This is a genomic window from Orbaceae bacterium lpD02, from assembly GCA_036251875.1.
GTDB classification, from domain to species: Bacteria; Pseudomonadota; Gammaproteobacteria; order Enterobacterales; family Orbaceae; genus Orbus; species Orbus sturtevantii.
Map to the genome: position 1 here is coordinate 2,114,997 of CP133960.1, position 22,293 is coordinate 2,137,289.

The 22,293-nt window shown below is 37.5% G+C and carries 19 protein-coding genes and 1 other annotated feature; of the genes, 5 read left to right on the plus strand and 14 right to left on the minus strand.

What is annotated here, in order from left to right:
- Positions 1-51: 51 nt before the first annotated feature.
- From RHO12_09250 to RHO12_09285, 8 genes are all read right to left on the minus strand, one after another.
- Complete coding sequence (locus RHO12_09250) at positions 52-507, minus strand: DUF1097 domain-containing protein (protein ID WVD65562.1); 456 nt, start codon at positions 505-507, stop codon at positions 52-54.
- 245 nt (positions 508-752) lie between these two features.
- Positions 753-1,577, minus strand: coding sequence for a tryptophan synthase subunit alpha (gene trpA, locus RHO12_09255; protein ID WVD65563.1), 825 nt, complete (start codon positions 1,575-1,577; stop codon positions 753-755).
- Positions 1,574-2,767 (minus strand): tryptophan synthase subunit beta, encoded by a 1,194-nt coding sequence (gene trpB, locus RHO12_09260; GenBank protein WVD65564.1) that lies wholly within the window; start codon positions 2,765-2,767, stop codon positions 1,574-1,576. The genes trpA and trpB overlap by 4 nt, the downstream gene beginning before the upstream one ends.
- A gap of 15 nt (positions 2,768-2,782) precedes the next feature.
- A complete protein-coding gene (trpCF, locus tag RHO12_09265; GenBank protein ID WVD65565.1) occupies positions 2,783-4,180 on the minus strand; it encodes a bifunctional indole-3-glycerol-phosphate synthase TrpC/phosphoribosylanthranilate isomerase TrpF in 1,398 nt (465 codons plus the stop codon).
- A gap of 2 nt (positions 4,181-4,182) precedes the next feature.
- The gene (gene trpD / locus RHO12_09270) at positions 4,183-5,832 is read right to left on the minus strand and encodes a bifunctional anthranilate synthase glutamate amidotransferase component TrpG/anthranilate phosphoribosyltransferase TrpD (GenBank protein WVD65566.1); all 1,650 of its coding nucleotides are present in this window, start codon (positions 5,830-5,832) and stop codon (positions 4,183-4,185) included.
- Positions 5,832-7,385 (minus strand): anthranilate synthase component 1, encoded by a 1,554-nt coding sequence (locus RHO12_09275; GenBank protein WVD65567.1) that lies wholly within the window; start codon positions 7,383-7,385, stop codon positions 5,832-5,834. The genes trpD and RHO12_09275 overlap by 1 nt, the downstream gene beginning before the upstream one ends.
- 40 nt (positions 7,386-7,425) lie before the next feature.
- Positions 7,426-7,516 (minus strand) — a sequence feature (Trp leader region).
- Between the two features lie 404 nt (positions 7,517-7,920).
- Complete coding sequence (locus tag RHO12_09280; GenBank protein WVD65568.1) at positions 7,921-8,679, minus strand: glycosyltransferase family 2 protein; 759 nt, start codon at positions 8,677-8,679, stop codon at positions 7,921-7,923.
- Positions 8,672-9,505 carry a glycosyltransferase family 2 protein gene (locus RHO12_09285; GenBank protein WVD65569.1) on the minus strand — a complete coding sequence of 278 codons (834 nt, stop codon included), beginning with the start codon at positions 9,503-9,505 and terminating at the stop codon, positions 8,672-8,674. The genes RHO12_09280 and RHO12_09285 overlap by 8 nt, the downstream gene beginning before the upstream one ends.
- Before the next feature lie 161 nt (positions 9,506-9,666).
- On the opposite strand from RHO12_09285, the gene coaD reads away from it, so the two are divergent.
- From coaD to relA, 3 genes are read left to right on the plus strand one after another with little or no spacing between them, the layout of a single operon-like run.
- The gene (coaD, locus tag RHO12_09290; protein ID WVD67396.1) at positions 9,667-10,143 is read left to right on the plus strand and encodes a pantetheine-phosphate adenylyltransferase; all 477 of its coding nucleotides are present in this window, start codon (positions 9,667-9,669) and stop codon (positions 10,141-10,143) included.
- 12 nt (positions 10,144-10,155) lie between these two features.
- On the plus strand, positions 10,156-11,490 hold the full coding sequence (gene rlmD / locus RHO12_09295) for a 23S rRNA (uracil(1939)-C(5))-methyltransferase RlmD (protein WVD65570.1): 1,335 nt from the start codon (positions 10,156-10,158) through the stop codon (positions 11,488-11,490).
- Between the two features lies 1 nt (position 11,491).
- A complete protein-coding gene (gene relA, locus RHO12_09300) occupies positions 11,492-13,741 on the plus strand; it encodes a GTP diphosphokinase (GenBank protein WVD65571.1) in 2,250 nt (749 codons plus the stop codon).
- Positions 13,742-13,875: 134 nt separating this feature from the next.
- Here the strand turns inward: relA and folA are convergent, their stop codons facing one another.
- Positions 13,876-14,379, minus strand: coding sequence for a type 3 dihydrofolate reductase (gene folA / locus RHO12_09305; protein ID WVD67397.1), 504 nt, complete (start codon positions 14,377-14,379; stop codon positions 13,876-13,878).
- A gap of 30 nt (positions 14,380-14,409) precedes the next feature.
- Positions 14,410-15,480 carry a glycosyltransferase family protein gene (locus RHO12_09310; GenBank protein ID WVD65572.1) on the minus strand — a complete coding sequence of 357 codons (1,071 nt, stop codon included), beginning with the start codon at positions 15,478-15,480 and terminating at the stop codon, positions 14,410-14,412.
- Between the two features lie 237 nt (positions 15,481-15,717).
- Here RHO12_09310 and RHO12_09315 point away from each other — a divergent pair, with 237 nt between their 5' ends.
- Both RHO12_09315 and RHO12_09320 read left to right on the plus strand, forming a co-directional pair.
- Positions 15,718-17,163, plus strand: a complete 1,446-nt coding sequence (locus RHO12_09315; protein ID WVD65573.1) for an LTA synthase family protein — start codon at positions 15,718-15,720, stop codon at positions 17,161-17,163.
- Positions 17,164-17,787, plus strand: a complete 624-nt coding sequence (locus tag RHO12_09320; GenBank protein ID WVD65574.1) for a LysE family translocator — start codon at positions 17,164-17,166, stop codon at positions 17,785-17,787. It abuts the gene before it with no gap.
- On the opposite strand, the gene dacB is transcribed toward RHO12_09320, so the two are convergent.
- The 4 genes from dacB to RHO12_09340 are packed head-to-tail and all read right to left on the minus strand — an operon-like array spanning position 17,784 to position 22,256.
- Complete coding sequence (gene dacB, locus RHO12_09325) at positions 17,784-19,250, minus strand: serine-type D-Ala-D-Ala carboxypeptidase (protein ID WVD65575.1); 1,467 nt, start codon at positions 19,248-19,250, stop codon at positions 17,784-17,786. The genes RHO12_09320 and dacB overlap by 4 nt on opposite strands.
- Positions 19,251-19,277: 27 nt before the next feature.
- Positions 19,278-20,246: a hypothetical protein gene (locus tag RHO12_09330; GenBank protein WVD65576.1), complete on the minus strand. Its 969-nt coding sequence runs from the start codon at positions 20,244-20,246 to the stop codon at positions 19,278-19,280.
- Between the two features lie 13 nt (positions 20,247-20,259).
- Positions 20,260-20,892 (minus strand): penicillin-binding protein activator LpoB, encoded by a 633-nt coding sequence (gene lpoB, locus RHO12_09335; protein WVD65577.1) that lies wholly within the window; start codon positions 20,890-20,892, stop codon positions 20,260-20,262.
- A gap of 11 nt (positions 20,893-20,903) precedes the next feature.
- On the minus strand, positions 20,904-22,256 hold the full coding sequence (locus RHO12_09340; protein WVD65578.1) for a hypothetical protein: 1,353 nt from the start codon (positions 22,254-22,256) through the stop codon (positions 20,904-20,906).
- Positions 22,257-22,293: the final 37 nt, after the last annotated feature.

A 22,293-nucleotide genomic window follows, 5' to 3' on the forward strand; every position in this document is an offset into this window, starting at 1 on the left:
ATTGTATGAATAAAGATGATTGCTATAGTAGCACATCAGCACCACATTTGCTTAATTAAGGCTTTTGCCACTAATCAGCAAACTTATTGATCTGGCAACAAAACCAAATAAAATACCAACGACGGCGGCTTGGCAAATCATGATCCAATTACCATTTTGTAAAACTAACAATGACAACGTAATTAGTGAGCAAGCAAAGTATTTCAAGTGTTGTAGTTGGGTGATTGCAAACAGTAAAAAGACCACAATCCCGACGATAACTTCGGTTTTATATGGCATATTAGTGATGTATGGGCTGACTTGCAGATAAATTACTCCAAATAAAATACCCAGTAATGCGGTAAAGAGGGTAATCACCAGCCCCATTAAATTTGATTGCGGTGCGGCAAAAAAGAGTGCGCTACTCAGCAGGCAATACCAAAATGGCAGGTTAAGGTAACTACTTAACCAAACTAAAGTAGCAGCGAGTAAAGCGGTGATTAATGCGGTAAAGAGTGTTTTGATCATGATATTTCCTTTTATATTTCCTAATATTATCGATGAACTACGCCGAAATTGGATAATTAACCTGATTTTATCCAGTTTATTTTACTCATATTTGCCTATTTAGGTAATATAAAAAATAATCATATTATTAAACCATTAGTTTATGCTAGCAATAATAAAGATTTAGCTATTAACTAAATCTTTATTCCATATTGAGTTTTTGCAACAAAAAATAACGAATATAATATTGAATTCAATAACTAGGGTTATTTACTTGTCGCTGCTTTCATCACTTTAACAAAGCGTGTTAGTTTATCTAACATTACGGTGGGGTTATTTTGATTATCAGCAATAATTTTAACCGTTGCTGAACCTGATATCGCGCCAGCCGCTCCGCCTTTAATCGCTTCACTAACTTGTTCTGGGGTTGAAATACCAAAACCTTGAATAGCTGGTGGCGCATTAAACTCATTAAGTTTTTTAATTAAATGAGTTAGCGGTTTATTCGCTTTATTCTCAGTGCCTGTAACGCCTGCTCGCGAAACTAAATAAGTATAACCTTGTCCATTATCCGCAATACCCTTTAGCACATCATCATTGGCATTCGGTGGGCAGATAAATATTGGCGCAATGCCATGTTTTAATGCCGCTGCTTTAAATGGTGCCGATTCTGATAATGGCACATCTGCTACTAATACGGAATCAACACCTGCTTGAGCGCAGCGGGCATAAAAGTCATCAATACCGCCTTTAAACACTAAATTAGCGTAAATCAGTAAGCCGATTGGGGTTGTTGGGTGTTTTTGGCGTACTTGAGCTAATACTTCAAAACATTTGGCTACATTTATGCCGCCGGCAAAGGCGCGCAAATTTGCCTCTTGAATGGTTGGTCCATCGGCTAACGGATCAGAAAATGGGATCCCCAGTTCTAATGCATCAGCGCCAGCAGTGACTAAGGTATCAATAATTTGTAGTGATAACGCCGGCGTTGGGTCACCGACGGCGACAAAGGGGACAAAGGCACCACGGTTTTGTTTAGCAAGCTGCGAAAATAGCACCTCATATCGATTAGGCTTTATTAACTGACTCATGCGACTTCTCCTCTTGCTTTTAAAATATCGTAAACGGTAAAAATATCTTTATCGCCGCGACCTGATAAATTGACAATTAATAGTTGCTCTTTATCTGGATCTTGTTTAATTAATTTTAGTGCATAAGCGAGCGCGTGAGACGATTCTAACGCGGGAATAATCCCTTCGTGTAGTGATAATGCTTTAAATGCCTCTAGCGCCTCATTATCGGTGATAGAAACATACTGCGCCCTACCAATGCTATCAAGATAAGCATGCTGCGGCCCAACAGAGGGGAAATCAAGCCCGGCGGAAATTGAGTAAGACTCCTCGATTTGGCCTTCTTCGGTTTGCATCATTGGCGATTTCATGCCGAAATAAATACCCAATTTACCATGTTTTAATGACGCGCCATGTTGGCCTGTCTCAATGCCATGGCCGCCAGGTTCAACACCAATTAACTGCACGTCTTTGTCATCGATAAAGTTAGCAAACATACCAATCGCATTTGAACCTCCACCAACGCAAGCAATTACCGCATCAGGTAAACGACCTTCGCGAGCAAGGATTTGTTGCTTAGCTTCGGCACTAATCATTTGTTGAAACTCTCTCACTATCGTTGGAAATGGATGTGGTCCTGCCGCTGTGCCTAGCATATAGTGCGCTTTTTCATAACTACCCGACCAGTCCCGTAGAGCCTCATTACACGCATCTTTTAAGGTTGCACTACCGGTCGTAACTGGAATTACCGTCGCGCCCATTAGACGCATTCTAAATACGTTTGGTGCCTGACGCTCAACATCTTTGGCGCCCATATAAATTCGGCATTTTAATCCTAATAATGCACAAGCAAGCGCCGAGGCGACGCCATGTTGACCTGCGCCAGTTTCGGCAATAATTTCAGTTTTACCCATACGCTTAGCCAGCAGTGCTTGACCTAGAACTTGGTTGGTTTTGTGGGCGCCGCCGTGCACTAAATCTTCACGTTTTAGGTAAAGTTTAGTTTTGCTACCAGCGGTTAAATTACGGCAAAGGGTTAATGCAGTTGGCCTACCAGCATAATTTTTTAATAGGTCATGAAACTCTTGTTGAAACGCGGGATCAGCTTTCGCATCAAGAAAAGCCTGCTCAAGTTCATCAAGTACGGGGATGAGAATCTGCGGCACATATTGACCACCAAATTCACCGAAGTAAGGATCTAATTTTGACATGATACATTCCCTTTTTTAATACGGATAATTGCTTAATATTGAGAATAACTGTTTAATTTTATCGTGATCTTTTATTCCCGATGAGGTTTCTACACCAGAATTAATATCAAGGCCGATAACGCCGGTTTGTATTGCTTGCTTGGCATTTTGAGGATTAACGCCGCCTGCCAGCATCACATTATCTAATGGTTGGTTAACGAGCAGCTGCCAATCAAATGGTTTACCTGTGCCACCGTTACCCTGATCAAATAGGTAACGGTTAACCAATGGGTTATTGTGCGTTGGAATTACCGCTTTAATGCTGATTGCTTGCCAAATTTGGCACGGTTTTGGTAGCTTATCTCGCAAGTCTGCAATATAACTGGCGTCTTCATCACCATGTAACTGCACGGCAAATAAATTAAGTGAGGTTGCGATATTTACCACATTAGCTAATGGTTCATTTTTAAATACACCGACCCAATTTAGTTTGGCCCCTGACATTACGGTTCGCGCTTTAATCGGCTCAATATAACGAGGTGATGACTGCACAAAAATCAGCCCACCGTAGACACTGCCAGCCTGATAAGCGGCAAACGCATCCTCTTTTCGGGTTAAGCCGCACACTTTATTTTCACCTAACATTACTTTGCGTATAGCAAGCTCTAAATCATCTTCCGACATCAGCGCACTACCAATTAAAAAACCATCTGCATAGTGACTTAATTCGAGCACTTGCGCATGGGTGTAAATTCCTGATTCACTGATCACAATGCGATCCTCCGGAATTTGCGGCGCTAGCTGTTTAACGCGATCAAGATCGACTGTCAAATCACGTAGGTTACGGTTATTAATACCAATCACTTTGGCGTTAAGTTGTATTGCTCGCTCAACTTCGTGCTGAGTACTGGCTTCGGTTAATACGCCCATATTTAGGCTGTGGGCGAGTTCGCTAAGCACTAAATATTCATCATCATTTAGCACTGAGAGCATAAGTAAAATAGCATCGGCTTGATAATAACGCGCTAAATAGACTTGGTACTCATCAATGATAAAATCTTTACATAATATCGGCTGGTGAGTGTGCTGTTTAACGATCGGTAAAAAATCAAAGCTACCTTGAAAGTATTTTTCATCGGTTAATACCGAGATTGCATTAGCATGATGGCCATATATTTTAGCGATCTCCTCTGGATTAAAATCATGACAAATTAATCCCTTTGATGGCGATGCCTTTTTACACTCTAAAATAAACACACTTTTACTATCAGTTAATGCATGATAAAAATTGCGATCGCTTGGTGCTAGGTTATCTTTAAAAGTGGATAGTGGTTGCCGTACTTTGCGATCCGCTAACCAAATAGCTTTGTCGGTAACAATTTTCTTCAATACCGTTGCCATCTCAACATTTTCAATTAATGATTCAATTGCCATAATTAACCTCGTTGCGCTAGTGCGGATAATAATTGATAAGGCTTGCCACTATGTATCATATTTAACGCTTGCTGTGTATTCGCGTGTAAATCATTATGGCCAAATAACTTCATTAGCATCGCCACATTCACTGCGATGGCCGCACTATGTGCGTCCTGACCATTACCTTGTAAGATAGCAATTAAACTATCGCGGTTTTGCTCCGGTGTACCACCTTCAATATCTTTTAATGTGTAACAATTAACCCCAAAGTCTTGTGGGTTAACACTAAAATAATTAATATTGCTATTAATCACCTCGGCGACATCGGTTGTGCCATGAATAGCTACTTCATCCATGCCATCACCATGCACCACAATAGCATGTTCATAGCCTAACATAGCAAGGGTTTGGGCAATAGGCTTCAATAAATCACGATGATAAACACCAAGTAAAATACGTTTAGGTTTAGCCGGATTAATTAACGGCCCCAAAATATTAAAAATAGTGCGAGTTTTTAGCTGTTGGCGAATGGGCGCAGCATGACGAAAACCTGAGTGATACTGCTGAGCAAATAAAAAGCAAATTCCTAATTCATCAAGCGCTTGCCTTGCAATATCGGCTGACATGTTGAGTTTAATCCCTAATGCCGCAAGCACATCAGATGAGCCTGACTTACTCGATACACCGCGATTGCCATGTTTGGCAATTTTAAAGCCCATACTCGCAGCAACAAAGGCGCTCGCGGTTGAGATATTAATACTATTCGTGCCATCGCCACCCGTACCAACAATATCAGTAAAATCATAATCAGGCGTTGCAAAGCTATCGGCATTATTAAGCAGTGCGGTTGCGGCGCCAGCGATCTCTTGCGGCTGCTCGCCACGCACTTTCATACTAATTATTGCTGTTGCAAGAGTGGTCGGTTGTAGCTTACCGTTAATAATTTGGCTAAATAAGATTTGGCTTTCGTCTTGCGCAAGGACTTTTCCTTGGTAAAGTTTATCTAAAATTGGTTGAATGATTTTTTCGCTAGTTTGCGCGGCGGTTTTTTCTGCTTCGGCTAATGATGGCTCTGTTTTTGATGCATGGGGCGCAGCTAATGCACACTCAATTGTTTGGTTTAATAGTTGAACACCATTGATGGTTAAGATCGATTCTGGGTGAAATTGGAAGCCATAGACACGGTCATGATCATTCCTAACCGCCATTACGACATTATCGAACATCGCATTAATGGTCAGCGAAGCAGGGATATTTTCGCCTTTAAGTGAATGGTAACGCGCAACGGGTAATGGGTTTGGTAAACCGTTAAACATCAGTTTGCCATCATGTTTAATCAGTGATGCTTTGCCGTGTAAAATGTCGCCCGCAGGTACAATGCTGCCGCCATAAGATTCGACAATCGCTTGGTGACCAAGGCAGATACCAATAATTGGTAACTGACCTTTTAAGCGCTGTAATAACTCAGGCATACAGCCCGCTTGGCTTGGTGCGCCAGGACCTGGTGATAAAAATAGGATCGGATTTTGTAGCTGGGATAATTTTTCAATAATCAAATCTGCAGGCAGAGTATTGCGATAGATCGTCACATGATGCCCACTATATCGAAGCTGATCGACTAAGTTATAGGTAAACGAGTCAATATTATCTAAAAATAGAATATTCGCCATTAGAATGTTCCTTCTACATTGTGTGCTTTAATAATCGCGCGGATAACGGCGCGCGCTTTATTTCGCGTTTCATCAGCTTCGGATTGCGGATCAGAATCAAGCACCACGCCGCCACCCGCTTGTACGGTTGCAATGCCATCTTCGACATAAACGCTACGGATAACGATACAGGTATCTAAATCACCATTCGCGGTAAGGTAGCCAATTGCACCGCCATAACTGCCTCGGCGTGTTTTTTCAGATTCAGCAATCAGTTGCATCGCCCGTACTTTTGGCGCGCCGGTTAAGGTGCCCATATTCATCGTTGCTTGATAAGCGTGTAGGGCATCTAAATCTGGGCGCAGTTGACCAATAACACGCGAGACTAAATGCATGACAAACGAATAACGATCCACTTTTAGTAACTCTTTGGTATAGCGGCTGCCGGGTACACAGATGCGCGCCAAGTCATTGCGCGCTAAATCAACTAACATTAAATGCTCTGCCAGCTCTTTTTTATCGGTGCGCATTTCTAGTTCAAGTCGGCTATCAAGATCATAATCGACCTCACCATGGGCATTTAATCCGCGTGGGCGAGTTCCGGCAATCGGATAAATTTCAACTTGATTAGTTTGTTTGGTGTATTTGAGCGCGCTTTCCGGTGATGCACCAAATAGGGTGAAATCCTCATCTTGCATATAGAACATATAAGGGCTTGGATTACTCTGTTTTAAAGTATGATAAGCCGATAATGGCTCAGGGCAGGGTAGCTTAAAGCGCCTTGATGGCACGGCTTGAAATATTTCACCTTGTTGTATCGCATCTTGCATTTTTTTTACGATGGTATTGAAGTCATCATCATTTAAGTTACAAGTGACAATGGCATCAGCTAAAGATTGGCGTTTGATCGCTTTAATCGGCTGGTTAAGTTGTTGCTCAAGCGATGCTAGTCGATGACGTAAGCGCTGTGCTTCTTGATTATTCTGGACAAATAGACTCGATTTTAACGTGGCAGTTTGTGTTTTATGGTTCATTTCAAGCAGTGTTTCAGCCAAGTAAAAGCAGTAATCAGGGCAGCGTTGCTGAGTAGGTAACTTAGGTAAATTTTCAAATCCGGTGACTAAATCATAACCAAATAAGCCGCCTAAGAATATTGCATCATTTTCGGCATCATCAGGAAGGGTGACTAAGGTTAAAATATTGCGTAGCGTATCAAAAATCGATAATGCTTTAAGCCTTGAATCTTCATCTTGCAAATTATCAATAACAGGAAAATTAATCGTTAATGTGTTGTGCGTAAGCTGTTTAGTGGCTTGCGGTGGAAAAGATTCCGCCAGTAAAGGTAACAAAGCTAAGCCATTTTCAGTTAAAGCGCTAACCGTCACTTGGGTGTTTAAAGCGTTAATACGTAGCGCACTATCAATGATCATGACGCTTTTGATGCCTTGCTTGTTATCGATTTCCGCCGATTCTAATAGTAGTGTTGCAGGGCGGTTGGCACAGAGTTGATTGAATATTTTGGTCGGGTCATTATGGTAGCAAATTAACTGTTTAAATTGTTGTAATTTAGGCATTTGATTATTCCCTAATGTATATTAAATCTTATTTAATCGTATTAAAAAGCCCGCGATTGCGGGCTAGTGAATTTTCTTTATATAGCAAAAAAAGCACATTACCCAAGATAAGTAATACGCCACCAAGAAAATATAACAGAGATTAAGTTTTTCATTTTTTAATATTCATCCAAATTATGTTGTATCATTAAACTAGTTCATTGATTTTTTGTCAAGTAGTTTAAATAATAAATTTGCATAATCACCTCTGAATGAAATACCTTCCTTTGCTTAAAAATAGGTATTTGCCAGATATAAACTGACGGAATTTTATCAGTATTTTAATGCATTAATCTCTCAATCAAGATGTTATGTATTTTATGGAATCAGTTATGAGCGGGAATGCTGCCGTAAATTTATAGCAGACTTAATCATCTTTTTATGAGCCACAATATGTTCTTATTATGGTGTTATCATACGAGGGAGCAATATTGATTAACGAGTTTGTTATGTTACTGTGCAGTGTAGCGCTGCACAGTAAGCAAATGAGATAATACTAAAGTTTACCATTTGATTTATATAAATAGTAAAGTTTGACGTATTTATTCATGGTATAAAAATAGTGATTAACCGATAAAATCCAGCCCATTTTGCCATCTAAAAACCCACCTTGAATCAAATACATTTTAATAAATGCCCAAAATGGTCTTAAGACAATATCTTTAAAGAAACCACATTTTTTGTTATTTTTTCTATATTTTTCAGCAGATAGGGTGGTGTATTTATTAAATTTATTAAAATATTGCTCCCAATTGTCATAAGTGTAGTGATACAAATAAGCCGATAGTTTTTTTGATGGATAAGGTGTGATAATTTGTGGGTGGACAAAGCCTTCAACATAGGACCCTTTTTTAGGCATTAAACGACAAACAAAATCAGGCCTTAATACGCCATGAGTGGCTTTATTGTGATGAAATTTATTTTGTCTATGCACCCAGTAAGCAATTTGTTCATTAGCCGTTACCATATCTTTGATTTGCTGTTCAAGCTCTGGCGACACTCGCTCATCGGCATCAATTAAGAAAATCCAATCATAACTTGCTTGTTTAATCGCAAAGGTTTGTTGTCCCCCCCAATCGCCAGCAAGTGCCCGTTGAGTTACCTTGGCTCCTAATTCGGTGGCTATTTTCACGGTATCATCGGTGCTATAATCATCAATTACAATAATCTCTTTAGCAAATTGGCAACTTTTAATACAGTCAACAATGTTGTGTTGTTCATTTTTTGCAATGATGACGACGGACAATTCAATCATTTATCACCTCTGATTGTTTATTTTTTATTAAATATTGATTCAGGCCATGCTCACAGTTATGGACACTATTTTTAACAGCTAACTTAAGTAATTGATCATTATCATCAAGATTATGTCTTGAGTTTTCATGATGATAGAGGTGATAAGCGACACCTCCAAAACGTAGATCTTGGCGTATAATATGGTTATTCAGCAGCCTCACCACAAACTCGCTATCTTCTCTACCCCAGCCGACAAAGTCTTCATTATAACCGTTAATAGAAATAACGTCATTCCGCCAATAAGCCATATTACATCCTCTAACTGACGAGTAATCATTTTTAGACAAAAATTTTGTTGCTATTGGTGCAAGCAGCCGGCAGCTAATAGCATTTAGCTTATTTTGTACGCCAGTATTAAATAATGAAATTTTTGTTTTATTATTTTCAAAAAGCATCTGAGTAAATAATTCAGATAATATTACTCGCCGCCCTTGTACAAAGTAGTTTGGTTTAGCTATTAGTTTATGGTCGCGAATAAAATGGCGGTGCAATATCATATCGCCATCAATCATAATAATATAATCGCTTTCACTTTTAGCTATAGCTAAATTACGTGAACGAGCTAACCTAAAGCCTAAATCCTCTTGCCAGCTGTGAATAAGTGGAATAGGAAATGACTTTTGATAGCGCGCAATTAATTCCCGGGTCTCTTGTTTTGAACCATCATCGGCAATAATCACCTCATTAGGTAATACTGATTGGGTTTTAATTGATAGTAATACCAGCTCAAGCGCTTTTGGCCAGTTATAGGTTGTGACGATTAAAGATACAGATTTAGGTCGCATAGTGTAATCCAAAAATTTACTTCGTTTTGAAAAAAAGCATTGTCAATATTATTGAAGCTTCGGATAAATAAGCTACATATTTGCTAACAATTTAAGCTAAATTTCGGTATGATATTATTCACAATATTTCTATATCATACACAGGTTTTCAGATGAAAAAAATGCTTACTGCTATTTTTCCTGGCACATTTGATCCCATTACTAATGGTCATGTTGATCTGATTTTGAGAGCATCACTACTCTTTCCTCGCTTAATTGTGGCTGTTGCCGATAACCCAAATAAAAAAACCTTATTCTCATTAGATGAACGTGTTGACCTTGTTTCAACGGCATTGGAGCATTTATTAAATGTTGAAGTGATTGGCTATAGTAATTTAATGGCTGATTTTGCTAAAGAGCATTTGGCTACGGTTTTGATTCGCGGTGTGCGTACGACCTATGATTTTGAGTATGAAAGGCAATTAGCCGAAATGAATCGTAGTTTAAAAAATGATTTAGATACTATTTTTTTAATGCCATCGATTGCAACAAGTTTTATTTCATCAACAATAGTTAAAGATGTTGCACTACATGACGGCGATATTTCAATATTAGTACCTAAGCATGTTGAAGTCGCATTATTACAACGCATTGGCTAGTATCTATTAATCATGGTTTTATTTTATTCTCCGCCTAAAAAAGCGCCATCAACGCCAAAAGCGATTAAATTGACCGTACATGCGCTTGATGGTTTTGGTCAAGGAATCGCTCATTATCTCGGGAAAACGGTATTTATTAAAAATGCGTTACCCGGTGAACAAGTTGAAGTTCGATTAACTGAAGATAAGAGGCAGTACGCAAAAGCAAAAGTATTAAAATATTTAGTTAAAAGCGAACAACGTATCGCTCCGAATTGTCGCCATTATCGTATTTGTGGCGGCTGCGAAATGCAGCATATGGCAATAGCGATGCAGCATCACGTCAAAGCAGGCGCTTTGCTCGGGTTAATTGAAAAAGAGACGGGCTATAAGATAGATGCTACTGATGTTAAGATGATTACTTCCACTCCTTATCATTACCGGCGGCGCGCTCGTCTGGCCATAATGTATGAAAATAACCAGTTAGTCATCGGTTTCAGACAATTAGAATCAAAGCAAATTGTCGATATTACCGTTTGCCCTGTTTTAGTCGAGCAACTAGAGCTACAGCTCGTACCATTAAAAGGCTGTTTGAATGGGTTAAAAGATAGAAAAGCCTTGGGGCATCTTGACCTTATTCATACCGATAGCGGTACAATTGTAGTATTAAGACATGTTCGCGCTTTTAGTGAGCAAGATACTAAGCAGCTCGTTGATTTTGCATTACAGCAAAAAATAAGCTTTTATTTACATGGCGATGAGCTTGTCCATTTAGTTGGCAATAAAGAGCATTATTATTGCATTGGCCCATTAAAATTAATGTTTAGTCCGCTTGATTTTATTCAGGTGAATGAAGGCGTTAATTTGCTTATGATCGAGCAAGCAATTGACTGGCTCGAATTAATTCCGCAAGATCATGTGTTAGATCTATTTTGTGGTATGGGTAATTTTACCTTACCAATTGCAATGAAATGCGCTAATGTTTTCGGCGTTGAAGGGGTTGATGCTTTAGTTGATAAGGCAAAATTTAATGCGATATTTAATCGACAATATTTACTCGGAGACAGTGAGTTTTTTGTTAGCAACTTAGATCACATTGATGAAAACTCCGTTTGGTTTACCGCTAGCATTAATAAAGTCTTGCTTGATCCGGCAAGGCCTGGTGCTAATAAGGTCATTGCTAAAATAATACAATATAGTCCGACACATGTGGTCTATATTTCATGTAATCCAGCAACATTAGTACGCGATAGTAAAATATTATTACAAGCTGGCTATCAGATCGCAAATATATCAATTTTAGATATGTTTCCGCAGACTAAACATATTGAATCAATGTTATTGTTTATTAAATTAGGAACAAAATAAGATGGTATCAATAAGAGAAGCACATCAGCACAGTAATGAACATTACTCATTAGAACAGTTTGATGTTGAACAGTGGGCAAAACATATATTATCTTTAAATAATTCAAAATCTTATAATAAGTTTAAAACAGTCTGGGATTTTTGTTTTGAAAATAGCGCAGGAGCGGCTGAGCAACATCATTGTTTTGCTAATGCTATTGAGATGGTTGAAATTCTATCGATGTTAAATATGGATATCGATAGTTTATGTGCTGCATTATTGTGTCCTTTTCTTGATGCTAAAATTATTCGCCGAGAAGATATTAGCGACGTATTTGACCGTGAAATATTGCACTTGGTGACCAGTATTATTCGTATGAAAGAGATCCGTCAGTTACGCGCTATCCGTAACGGGACTGCGACCTCAGAACAAATTGACAGTATTCGGCGAATGTTACTTGCAATGGTGAATGATTTTCGTAGTGTTGTGATTAAGCTAGCTGAGCGAATCACCTACTTGCGAGACTTAATTGATGCACCAAGGGAAAAACAAGTTCTTGCCGCAAAAGAGTGTTTTAATATTTATGCGCCGCTTGCTAATCGTTTAGGTATTGGTCAATTAAAGTGGGAAATAGAAGATTTTTGTTTCCGTTATCTGCAACCTGATGAATATCGTTTGATTGCTAATCAGTTACATGAAAAACGGATGGATCGAGAACGATATATTAATGATTTTGTGGCTAATTTACAAAATATAATCAATCAAGATAAGATTAAAGCTGAAGTATATGGTCGACCAAAACATATTTATAGTATTTGGCGAAAAATGGAACGGAAAAACTTAACGTTTGATGCTCTTTATGATATTCGCGCAGTGCGAATTATTTGTGAACGCGTTGAAGATTGTTATGCCGCTTTAAGTATTGTTCATAGCCAGTATAAACATATAGCCAAAGAGTTTGATGATTATGTGGCAAACCCTAAACCGAATGGTTACCAATCGATTCATACGGTGGTTTATGGCCCGCAAGATAATACGATTGAAATTCAAATCCGTACCGAGCAGATGCATAATGACGCTGAGTTAGGGATTGCCGCTCACTGGAAATATAAAGAAGGTAGCACCGATAAGATGACCGCTTATGACCAGCGTATTAGCTGGCTTCGGAAGTTACTTGCGTGGCAGCAAGAGATGTCGGAAAGTGGTGAAATTCAAGAGCAAGTGCGCAGTCAGGTATTTGATGATAGAGTCTACGTTTTTACGCCCAAAGGCGACGTAGTTGATTTACCTGCAGGCTCAACACCACTTGATTTTGCGTATCATATCCATAGTGATGTTGGGCATCGCTGTATTGGCGCAAAAATTGCTGGGCGCATCGTACCTTTTACCCATCAGTTAAAGATGGGAGACGTGGTTGAAATTATTACTCAAAAACAGCTAAACCCAAGCCGTGATTGGTTGAACCCAAATGCTGGCTTTGTTAATAGCAGCAGGGCGAGAGCAAAAATTCAAGCATGGTTTAAGAAACAAGATCGCGAAAAAAATATTGCGGCAGGTAAAGAGCTCCTTGAGAGTGAACTGGTGCAATTAGAATTAGTGATAAAAGATGTTGAAAAACTATTAATCAATCGTTATAACGCACATAGCTTTGATGAAGTATTGGCCGGAATTGGTAGCGGCGATATTCGTATTAATCAACTAGTTAATTATCTCAATGCGCAGTTTAATAAGCCAACCGCGGAGGAAGAAGACGAGGCTGCTTTAAAACTGCTGACACAAAAATCAAATACTCAAACCAAAAACAGTAAGAAAAATAGTAGTGAAATTATTATTGAGGGTGTCGGAAACTTGATGATGACCATGGCAAAGTGCTGCCGACCGATTCCTGGCGATGATATTATAGGCTTTGTTACGCTAGGGCGAGGAGTATCGATTCACCGTGCTGATTGTGAACAATTATTAGAATTGAAAGAGCATGCACCAGAACGAATAGTTGAGGCCTTGTGGAATAATCAGCGTTTTGGCAGTTACACGATGGTGATGCGGGTTATTGCAAGTGACCGTAGCGGTTTATTGCGTGATATCACTACTATTTTGGCCAATGAAAAAGTGAATGTACTGGGAGTTTCAAGTCGCAGCGATATTAAGCAGCAAATAGCAACAATTGATATGGATATGGAGGTGTCTGATCAAGAGTCGCTTAATCGCGTACTCAATAAACTTGTACAGCTACCTGATGTAATTGAGGCTAGGCGGTTATCTAATAATTAGCTATTTTTTTCAGATTTGCCCCGGTATTAGCATGGTTTGTCTGGTAGCGGTGAAGTATGCTAGCTGTGATTATCGATTTCATCATGCTGCCGCTAAAATAACCTTTTTGGTTATAAGGCGGAACGTCGATAAAATTATAATGAATTTTTTATTTGTGCTTTTTCTAAAATTTCAAACGTATAATCATACGGATTTTTATCATCAGCATGGTGTGTTTCTTGGAAAATTTGCTGCCATTGACTCGAGCTGTAGTCTGGAAAGCAGGTGTCACCTTTTAACTCAGCATTAATGTGAGTTAAGTAGAGACGGTCGGCATAAGCTAGAGCTTGCTGATAAATATTTCCACCACCAATAATAAATACTTCTTCATTCTTTTTAGCAATATTGATTGCTTCTTCTAAACTCGTAACCCAACTAATTTGTGGATTAGTACTTAATTGCGGTGTTCGACTAATAATAATATTATGCCGATTTGGCAGTGGTCTACCTATTGATTCAAACGTTTTTCGTCCCATAATAATCGGCTTATTCAGTGTATTTTTTTTAAACCATGCTAAATCTGCGGGTAAATGCCACGGCATTTGATTATCTAGTCCAATAACACGCTGATTTGCCATTGCTACAATAATACTTAAAATCATAATTTAGCCTTATTTTAAATTTATTCATTATATTGCATAGCCCAGCGCCCTAATTTTTTGCTGAACATGAGGGGGGAATTCAGTTTTTTGCCATAATCGATTACTTAATTCGGCCAGTGATTCTTGTTGTCCGCTGACGATCCAATTAGCTAAATGGGTTGCTACATCGGGGTAGACAATCGGTGAGGGCGATGGCTTGGTTAGCCATTTTTCTAGCACTTTTTGATCAAGAAAATTCATAACAGTTGCCAGATCAAGTTTTGCTAAACACTCGGCATTATAAATTTGTTCAAATTGACCTGAAACAGGTTTAGTCAACACTTTTTTACCTAAAACGAGTGCTTCTGAAATGAGAGCAAACCCAGTGTTAGCAATAATTCCCGAACAGGCGGATACAGCATTAGTAAATGTGTCACGGCTTAAGGGTTTAAGATTAATTGCGTTATTTATTGCTTCTTGTTTTATATTTGGGTGGTAGCATTCAAACTCATAGCGCTGACTAAATGGTAGTAAAAAACTAATAATATCTTCAATTGATTCGAAGGGTAGATAAACAATAATTTTGCCATTTTCGTGCTGACAAATTAATGGATCGATTATAGGGGGTACTAAGGCATGACCAAAGTGAAACCAGTGTAGGCCAATAGGTTTAGTTACAGGGGCATAAAACTTCATGATAGTATTCGCAATGAGCCCATACTCTTTAGGCTTAAAGTATTGACAAACAGCCTGATTGCTAATCCCTAAGCTTTCTCGTCCCCGGTGATGAGCAGCCCAAGCGCTAACGGGCTCGAAGTCACTAATAATCATATCATATTGTGATAAATCGAGATCGCGGACATCTTTGATCAGGCGAAAACCTCGTATGCGTTTAATTGTTTTATGTAGGTTTATTTTGCCATTTTGGGTTGCAAAACTCATTCCTTCATAGATTTTATAGTCACCAAATGCATCCATATCAAAGTAATCTTTGGCATCTCTACCACTAAAAATATAATCGACCTCAGCTTTTGCAATACTTAGCGCTTTAGCTAAGGTCCGACAGCGGCTGATATGTCCATTTCCCGTACCTTGAATTCCAAATAGGATTTTCATCATATTTCCTTGCTATTTATCGATGATATCTCTATCAATGTTGTTATCATATCAGAATTGATTATTTTGTTGATATAAATGTGACAAGCAAAGCTGAAATAAGTTCGTTTAACCGCGTGATTAACTCATCTATAACAATGTAAAGTATTATATATCAAACTATCTTATAATCTAAACAAATGCATCTTATTGGATTTGTAGTATACTGTGTAACATTTAGAATTATGATTATTAGATAACATGCTAGCCTTATTGCCGATTAATGCTTGGATCTCGCTTCCTTTATTACTTATCTCTATTTCGTTGGCTTCCTTTGTTCACGGCAAAAGAGCAAAATTACTGATTATTATTTTAATGACTTTGCTATTGGTTACCGAATTGATCTCAATTTATTTTAGTGGCGGATTTGTTGACTATCAGTTCTATGTCAATCTTAATGCCAATGATATTATTGAAGGGTTAGCTATTTTTAAGCTACAGGCAGCTTTTGCCATTGTTGCTTTTTTTGTTTTTCTTTTTGTTCAGTTCAAATTGGCTGTAGTGTTACAAAAATGTAAAATATTTCTTCGTTTAGCGATCTTAGTCGTTGCAATATTATCCCTTAACTATGAGCATGGACCTGTCGAAAAATTATTTGAAATATATCAGGTTACTAGCTCACCTAAATTAACATTCACTCAATCATTAGAAAAGCTAAATATCACTGATTACCCTACTAAAGAACAAATTGAAGCCTTGTCTGGTAAAAATATTATTGTTATTTCATTAGAATCGTTTGAGCAGGGTTTTTTAGATTTTAACGATATCACGCCGAATTTGAATAAATTGACGCAGAAATATTCATTTTATCCTAATATCCCAATGGGAATGGGGAGCTCATGGACCACTGCCTCTATGTATACTTATATGACGGGCATGCCGTTGCTCGTTGGTGGATCTAATACTACACCGTTAAGTGATATAACAAAAACAAACTTAGTCAGTTTGGGGGATGTATTAAATAAAGGTGGTTATCAAGCCCGTTATATTATAGGTAGTCCTACCTTTGCAGGGATTGGCCATATTATCTCTCTATTTGGAATTGATGTTATTTGTGAAAAAAACTACCCAGATCAATATCCTGATGCGCCATTTGGTCTCTATGATAGAGATACCTTTGATATAGCAAAGCGACAAATTAACGAGTTAGCGGCAAGCGATAAACCATTTGCACTTTTTATTTCGACGATTTCAACGCATGCACCCGATGGTTTCCATGATGCGCGAATGGAGCCGTTGATAAGTAAGAAAGACAATAGTATGTCATTTGCAGCGGCTTCACTCGATTATAATTTAAATCGGTTTATTGAATATTTGGATAAGCAAGGCATGCTAAAAAACACTGTATTTTATATTTTTCCTGATCACTTAATGATGGGAGCGGGGACACAAACTATTGCTAATTTATCGCAACGAGAGCGTTTTTTGTATTTATTGACAAATGCTAATTCAACAGATCTTGCGATGGATGTAAAAAGTACCATTTATCAAATCGATCTACCTCGTATTATTTTAGATGGCGCAGGAATCAAAACGAATGCGCGCTTCTTAACTGATTATTTAGATCACACAATCGATAAAAAGCAGTTTATTATTGATCATAAATCCGCTATAGCAACGATTAATCGTTCGGCAGGTACCCAGTAGATGACATGGGATATATTTTTAGTGGTGGCAACGATTAGTTTTTTTGGTATGGTGTCACCTGGACCAGACTTTTTTTTGGTGGTAAAAAATAGCTTAAGTTATCCTCGTAAATATGCCCTTATAACGGCTTTTGGTATACTAATGGGGCTACTTACACATATGAGCTATTGTGTTGCCGGCATCGCTGTTATTATTAAAACAACGCCTTGGTTGTTTACCTTTTTACGCTATGTCGGCGCCGCTTATTTAATTTGGATTGGGATAAAAGCCCTGTTTGCAAAGGGGTCTGCCACACTCTATGTTGGAAAGGGGGCGATACAACCTTACATTAGCTATAAGAAAGTTTTTATACAGGGATACCTTTGCAATTTACTTAACCCAAAAGCGACGCTATTTTTTCTGGCGATCTTTACTCAGGTAATTGACATTAGCTCATCATTGTTTGATAAGTTTCTGGTTGCTGCGATCATCTTTATTGAAGCCGTCATTTGGTGGCCGATGGTTGTTATTATATTTCAGTCTCAATTAGTACAACGACGTTATGCAAAAATTCAATTTATCATAGATAAACTATTAGGCGTTATTCTTATTGTTTTAGGCGTAAAAGTTGCTCTTGGTATTTAATCTGTTTTATTTTCTTTCAACAAATTTCGATAAAATTCTTTTTCAAATTTAACAATTGCGCTATTTTTAGGCTCATTTTCATTATTAAGATGATTATAACCAGAAATAAACTGGATAAAGGCAATATACTGATTCTGATTAGTTTTCAGGAAACCAGCGAGGTTATAGTTACCCTCTAAGTATCCTGTTTTAGCATAAATTATTGATTTTAATTCATTATTTGAAAAACTTCTTCTATATTGTAATGTGCCATCAATACCGGCGATAGGCAACATTTCAACGATTTTCAAGGTATCGTTATTTGCTGCAATATATTGCAGGACTTGCATCAGCTTATCTGCATCAATAAGGTTTAATCTAGAGAGGCCTGAACCATCGACAATAACAGCATTAGCTAAATCAATATTAGCTTTTTGCAGTAATATTGCTTTTATCGCATCACTTGAGTTTTGCCATGTACCTGGAACATCAAAATAGTGAGCACCGATGGTGCGATAAACAGTATCTGCAATTAAGTTATGAGACTTTTTTAGCATTGTTGTCAGTAATTCTGATAATGGAGCTGATTGATTGATTGCTAAGGGCACCAGTGATTTCGTTATTGGTTCTTTTGTTTCAAAAATTCGACCTGTAAAGTTAATTTTTTTTTGGGCAAGCTCTGTTTTTAATATTGATGATAAATAATCAAATCCGTCTATTACGGCAAACTTTAGGTAGCTTTTTTGCTTACTGTATTTAACGCAGCCAGTTAAGTGATATTTATTTTTCTCGCTTGCTACCACGTTTAGTTCGCAGTATTTATCGACTAATGATTCCGATTTATTTCTGATGGTTATAATATTACTAGTAAGATTGACCGGATAAATAGGCGAAACGGATGTTGTCGCTTTTTCACCGATTTTTTGTGCGGGTAAAATTCCCGCATAAAAACAATTCCCATCGATAATAATTGCAGAAGGCGCGGTATTATAGCAGGATGTTAGGTTATTCCATGACCATCCTGATGCCTTGTCATGACCCATAAATACTGAGCTATCAATAATAATATTACCGGTTATTTTATCAATACCTTTGAGCTTTAATACCGTCAACATTTCATTAAGATTTCTACGAGTAAAGGTCGGATCGCCACTCATTTGGATAATGAGATCGCCTTTAAGTTGCTTATTGTTTATTTTTCCGTTTGTTTGTAAGCGAGTAACAAAACGAAAATCTGCGCCAAGCTCAAGCTCTGCTGCAAGTGCCGTAATTAATTTTTGTACGCTTGCCGGCTGCTTAAATTGGTCACTTTGATAGGAAATAAGAGTGGTAGGTTTTTTTTCAACCGTTTCAACTAAAATTGATAAATCAGTGCCTTTAGGTAAATATGATAAATATGAGGCGAGCTCTACTTGGTCATTTGCATAGCTGTAACTGATATTTGTAAAAATCAACGCTATGAATATCAAACCTATTTTTTTCATATTTAACACTTTTTTCATTAAAATCAGTTAATCAAAAGGTAAAATCACGCCACCTTGCGGTGTTTGTTTTACCAATTCTGGTGCAGAGATAATACTTGTTTGTATGGGTTTACAGATATCCCCTTTACTGGCTTCGCCATCTATTACTTCAGCATAGGATAGTACGCTCGTTACTCTGGTAATGAGTAATTTACCAACAATGCTTTGTTCATAACCAAGTAAACTGTCGGTATAGCTATCCTTAATTTTTTTACCTAATCTCATCACTTGGCACTGTGAATCAGTAGGAAGCGGATAATCTAAAGTAACATCATTACGTTGTACTGTTAAAATTCTAATTGGGTAGATTTCATTAATGATTTCATTTTTTATTAAGTTCGCCATTGATTTTAATGTATTATTAATTGTTGTACCAAAAGTTTCATTATTTGTAGTGCTTTTTAATTGATAGTTTAATGAATGACTAAAAACAACTTTATGGGTTTTAGCATCAACAATTTGGTAAAGTATCGTTGCAATAACTGTTTTTTCTTCAACCCCTTGGCCTGTTGCTTTTAAAATACGTACGGTTTCTTGGGTATCAAGCTGATTTAGCGTACTTTGCAGATAAAAATTAGCGTCTTCAAATTGTGGCGCATCGCTATTATCTTCTTCATCTGAGGGATTATCATTAGCTAAAATATCAAATCGGTGTGTTTCATACAGAGCAGTTATGATCTCATGTGATAGCGTATTCGATAAGCTGCTTGGCGAAACGGGAAAGGTATTTTGGGTAGCTAAATCAACCAAGGTCGGTAATACGACTATTTTATAACGTTCGATTTGTGTCTGACCTAAACCATTTTCATAACGAGTTTCATCATTTATATCTGTAGTTGAAGCCGTTTCAATTGAAGACGTTGCTTCTACTATTGGTTTATTGTCTATTTTTGAACTACAAGCAGATAATAATAAAATAGAGGCTAAGGTAATGTTTAATCTTGTTAATATCTTCATAGTGGATTCCTCATTACCAAGCAGTTGATTTATTACTGCCTAATTTACGTACTATGCTTTCATTTTCCCAATAAGCGAGACCGCTTTTAATATCGGTCAGTGTTAACTGTAAATAATATTCTACTAGCTGCTTGTTTTTTCCCGTACGAGAAATTCGTTGTAAGATTTTACCCGTTAATGAAAAATCTGGCGCGTAAAGTGTTCCTTTACCAGCAATGGTATCTTGCTTAAATTCATCATTACCACGTAATTCACGAACATCATAAATTAAGTCATCAACGTTGTTGCTGTTACCAGCAATCGCACTAGTAATAACGGCTTTACCTGATTGAAGCATACCAATTCGAATTTTTTTAACTAGCATATCGGTATCAATTCGTAATGTTGTGTCGTTAATGACTTTACCAATTGCAACCACATAACGCCCACCACCAGGTTTATTTAAAGCATTACTTGCTAATAGTGAATTTAATGCTTCTTGAGCTGCGCTCTCAAAGTCTTGGCTATCTAATCCTAAACTAATTGCGTCATCGGCATTATCAGCAGTAACGTATTCGACGTTAGATGAACATCCTGTTAATACTAAGACCAGTCCAAGTATAAGGGCTGTAGTATAGGTGTGAAAGATTTTGCATAAATTAATCATATAGAGCCTCATTAATTGTTATGTATAGTGCTTTTTTGTATTAAATCGATAGTATAGTGATCCACTATATCAGATTTAATGTAAATAATCGCATCACGGTCAGTTTGTAGTGAATCTATTTTAGCCAATACTGTACCATTGGGTTGATATATTGTTAAGTTTTGGTCTTTAATTACCGTTCGTGCGATCTGGAAATTTTTTGGCATCGCTCGCCATTGTCTGACATCAGCCGTATCAGTTGCTAATTGATATAAAAGCCCCCACCATTTACCACCATATTGTTCCAAATTTTTTTCTAGCGAGTATTGCAGAACTGATTTAGCAATCATATTTAACATTGCCTCAGTAATAATTGCTGGTAGTTTTTTATTAAACTCAATTTGGATAATATTATCCATGCTTGCTATCTCAGTTGTTTTTTGTTGATTAAGCAGTAAATAAGGGTATGAGGATGAACGTTTATAGATTGTCGGTAAATTAACATCACTGGTCACAATTTTATCGGTAAATAAGTAAGAAGGAAAATGATAAGTAAACGAGCGTTTAATCATACTTTGACCATTTTCATAAATTAGCCAAGCATAATGTTGTTGACGTAGTGATCTTTGCTCTGTTAATGCTAAATCTGCTTTAATCTGTTGTTGCTTGGGTAACATGCGGGCCGTTTGTTTGAACAAATCACGGGCTTTACTATAATCACCATCAAGATAGAAAAACAATCCGCTAATATAGGTAGCAAAGGGGTTAATAAAATTCGGATAAATGATATCAGGTGTAATATCGCCGCGATAAGCTTGAATTTTTTCGTTTGGGTTGATTGGCTCGCGAATTTCTTGCATATATGGTGAACGATTATATTTGGTATAAGCTTCATTAATCTCTTTTGCGAAGAATTCACTTGCTCTACGTTGCCTATCCAATGCGCGATTAAATTCAACCCTAGCATTACTAAAATCATCAAGCGACATAAAGTTTAAACCTTTATAGACATTCATCATGATTTTTTCGTAGTTCTCACCTTGATAGTCGTTGATATTATTATTGATAAGAACAGATCCAATAGAATTGCCTACAGAGCTCACTGCGAGTGCTAGTTCTTGTTGTTTAAAGATTGTTTCTGCTAGATCTAAATATTCAATACTTTTCTTATAGTCATGGCATTGACGCGCTAATGATCCGCCGTTCAATGTCCAAAGCAGCGGATCACTATTTATTTGCTCTTCAATAATTGTATAGTCACAATTGTTATTAATTAGCTGCTGTTCATATTGATCAAGATTGGCTGAATAGCCGAAAAAAATAGAACACCCAGTTAGCATTGATAATACTGAGCTGATTAATATTATGTATATAAATTGAATCATAGCGGTTAGGTCTACTTTACCTACTGGTTTTAGCTAT

What these genes read in the sequence shown, in the direction of transcription:
- trpCF (WVD65565.1), bottom strand. Translation starts at nt 4,180, where the DNA reads ATGGCAATTGAATCATTAATTGAAAATGTTGAGATGGCAACGGTATTG.
- RHO12_09250 (WVD65562.1), bottom strand. Translation starts at nt 507, where the DNA reads ATGATCAAAACACTCTTTACCGCATTAATCACCGCTTTACTCGCTGCT.
- RHO12_09320 (WVD65574.1), top strand. Translation starts at nt 17,164, where the DNA reads ATGACATGGGATATATTTTTAGTGGTGGCAACGATTAGTTTTTTTGGT.
- RHO12_09315 (WVD65573.1), top strand. Translation starts at nt 15,718, where the DNA reads ATGCTAGCCTTATTGCCGATTAATGCTTGGATCTCGCTTCCTTTATTA.
- RHO12_09285 (WVD65569.1), bottom strand. Translation starts at nt 9,505, where the DNA reads ATGCGACCTAAATCTGTATCTTTAATCGTCACAACCTATAACTGGCCA.
- rlmD (WVD65570.1), top strand. Translation starts at nt 10,156, where the DNA reads ATGGTTTTATTTTATTCTCCGCCTAAAAAAGCGCCATCAACGCCAAAA.
- RHO12_09310 (WVD65572.1), bottom strand. Translation starts at nt 15,480, where the DNA reads ATGATGAAAATCCTATTTGGAATTCAAGGTACGGGAAATGGACATATC.
- RHO12_09280 (WVD65568.1), bottom strand. Translation starts at nt 8,679, where the DNA reads ATGATTGAATTGTCCGTCGTCATCATTGCAAAAAATGAACAACACAAC.
- trpA (WVD65563.1), bottom strand. Translation starts at nt 1,577, where the DNA reads ATGAGTCAGTTAATAAAGCCTAATCGATATGAGGTGCTATTTTCGCAG.
- coaD (WVD67396.1), top strand. Translation starts at nt 9,667, where the DNA reads ATGCTTACTGCTATTTTTCCTGGCACATTTGATCCCATTACTAATGGT.
- dacB (WVD65575.1), bottom strand. Translation starts at nt 19,250, where the DNA reads ATGAAAAAAATAGGTTTGATATTCATAGCGTTGATTTTTACAAATATC.
- trpB (WVD65564.1), bottom strand. Translation starts at nt 2,767, where the DNA reads ATGTCAAAATTAGATCCTTACTTCGGTGAATTTGGTGGTCAATATGTG.
- RHO12_09275 (WVD65567.1), bottom strand. Translation starts at nt 7,385, where the DNA reads ATGCCTAAATTACAACAATTTAAACAGTTAATTTGCTACCATAATGAC.
- relA (WVD65571.1), top strand. Translation starts at nt 11,492, where the DNA reads ATGGTATCAATAAGAGAAGCACATCAGCACAGTAATGAACATTACTCA.
- RHO12_09330 (WVD65576.1), bottom strand. Translation starts at nt 20,246, where the DNA reads ATGAAGATATTAACAAGATTAAACATTACCTTAGCCTCTATTTTATTA.
- trpD (WVD65566.1), bottom strand. Translation starts at nt 5,832, where the DNA reads ATGGCGAATATTCTATTTTTAGATAATATTGACTCGTTTACCTATAAC.
- lpoB (WVD65577.1), bottom strand. Translation starts at nt 20,892, where the DNA reads ATGATTAATTTATGCAAAATCTTTCACACCTATACTACAGCCCTTATA.
- RHO12_09340 (WVD65578.1), bottom strand. Translation starts at nt 22,256, where the DNA reads ATGATTCAATTTATATACATAATATTAATCAGCTCAGTATTATCAATG.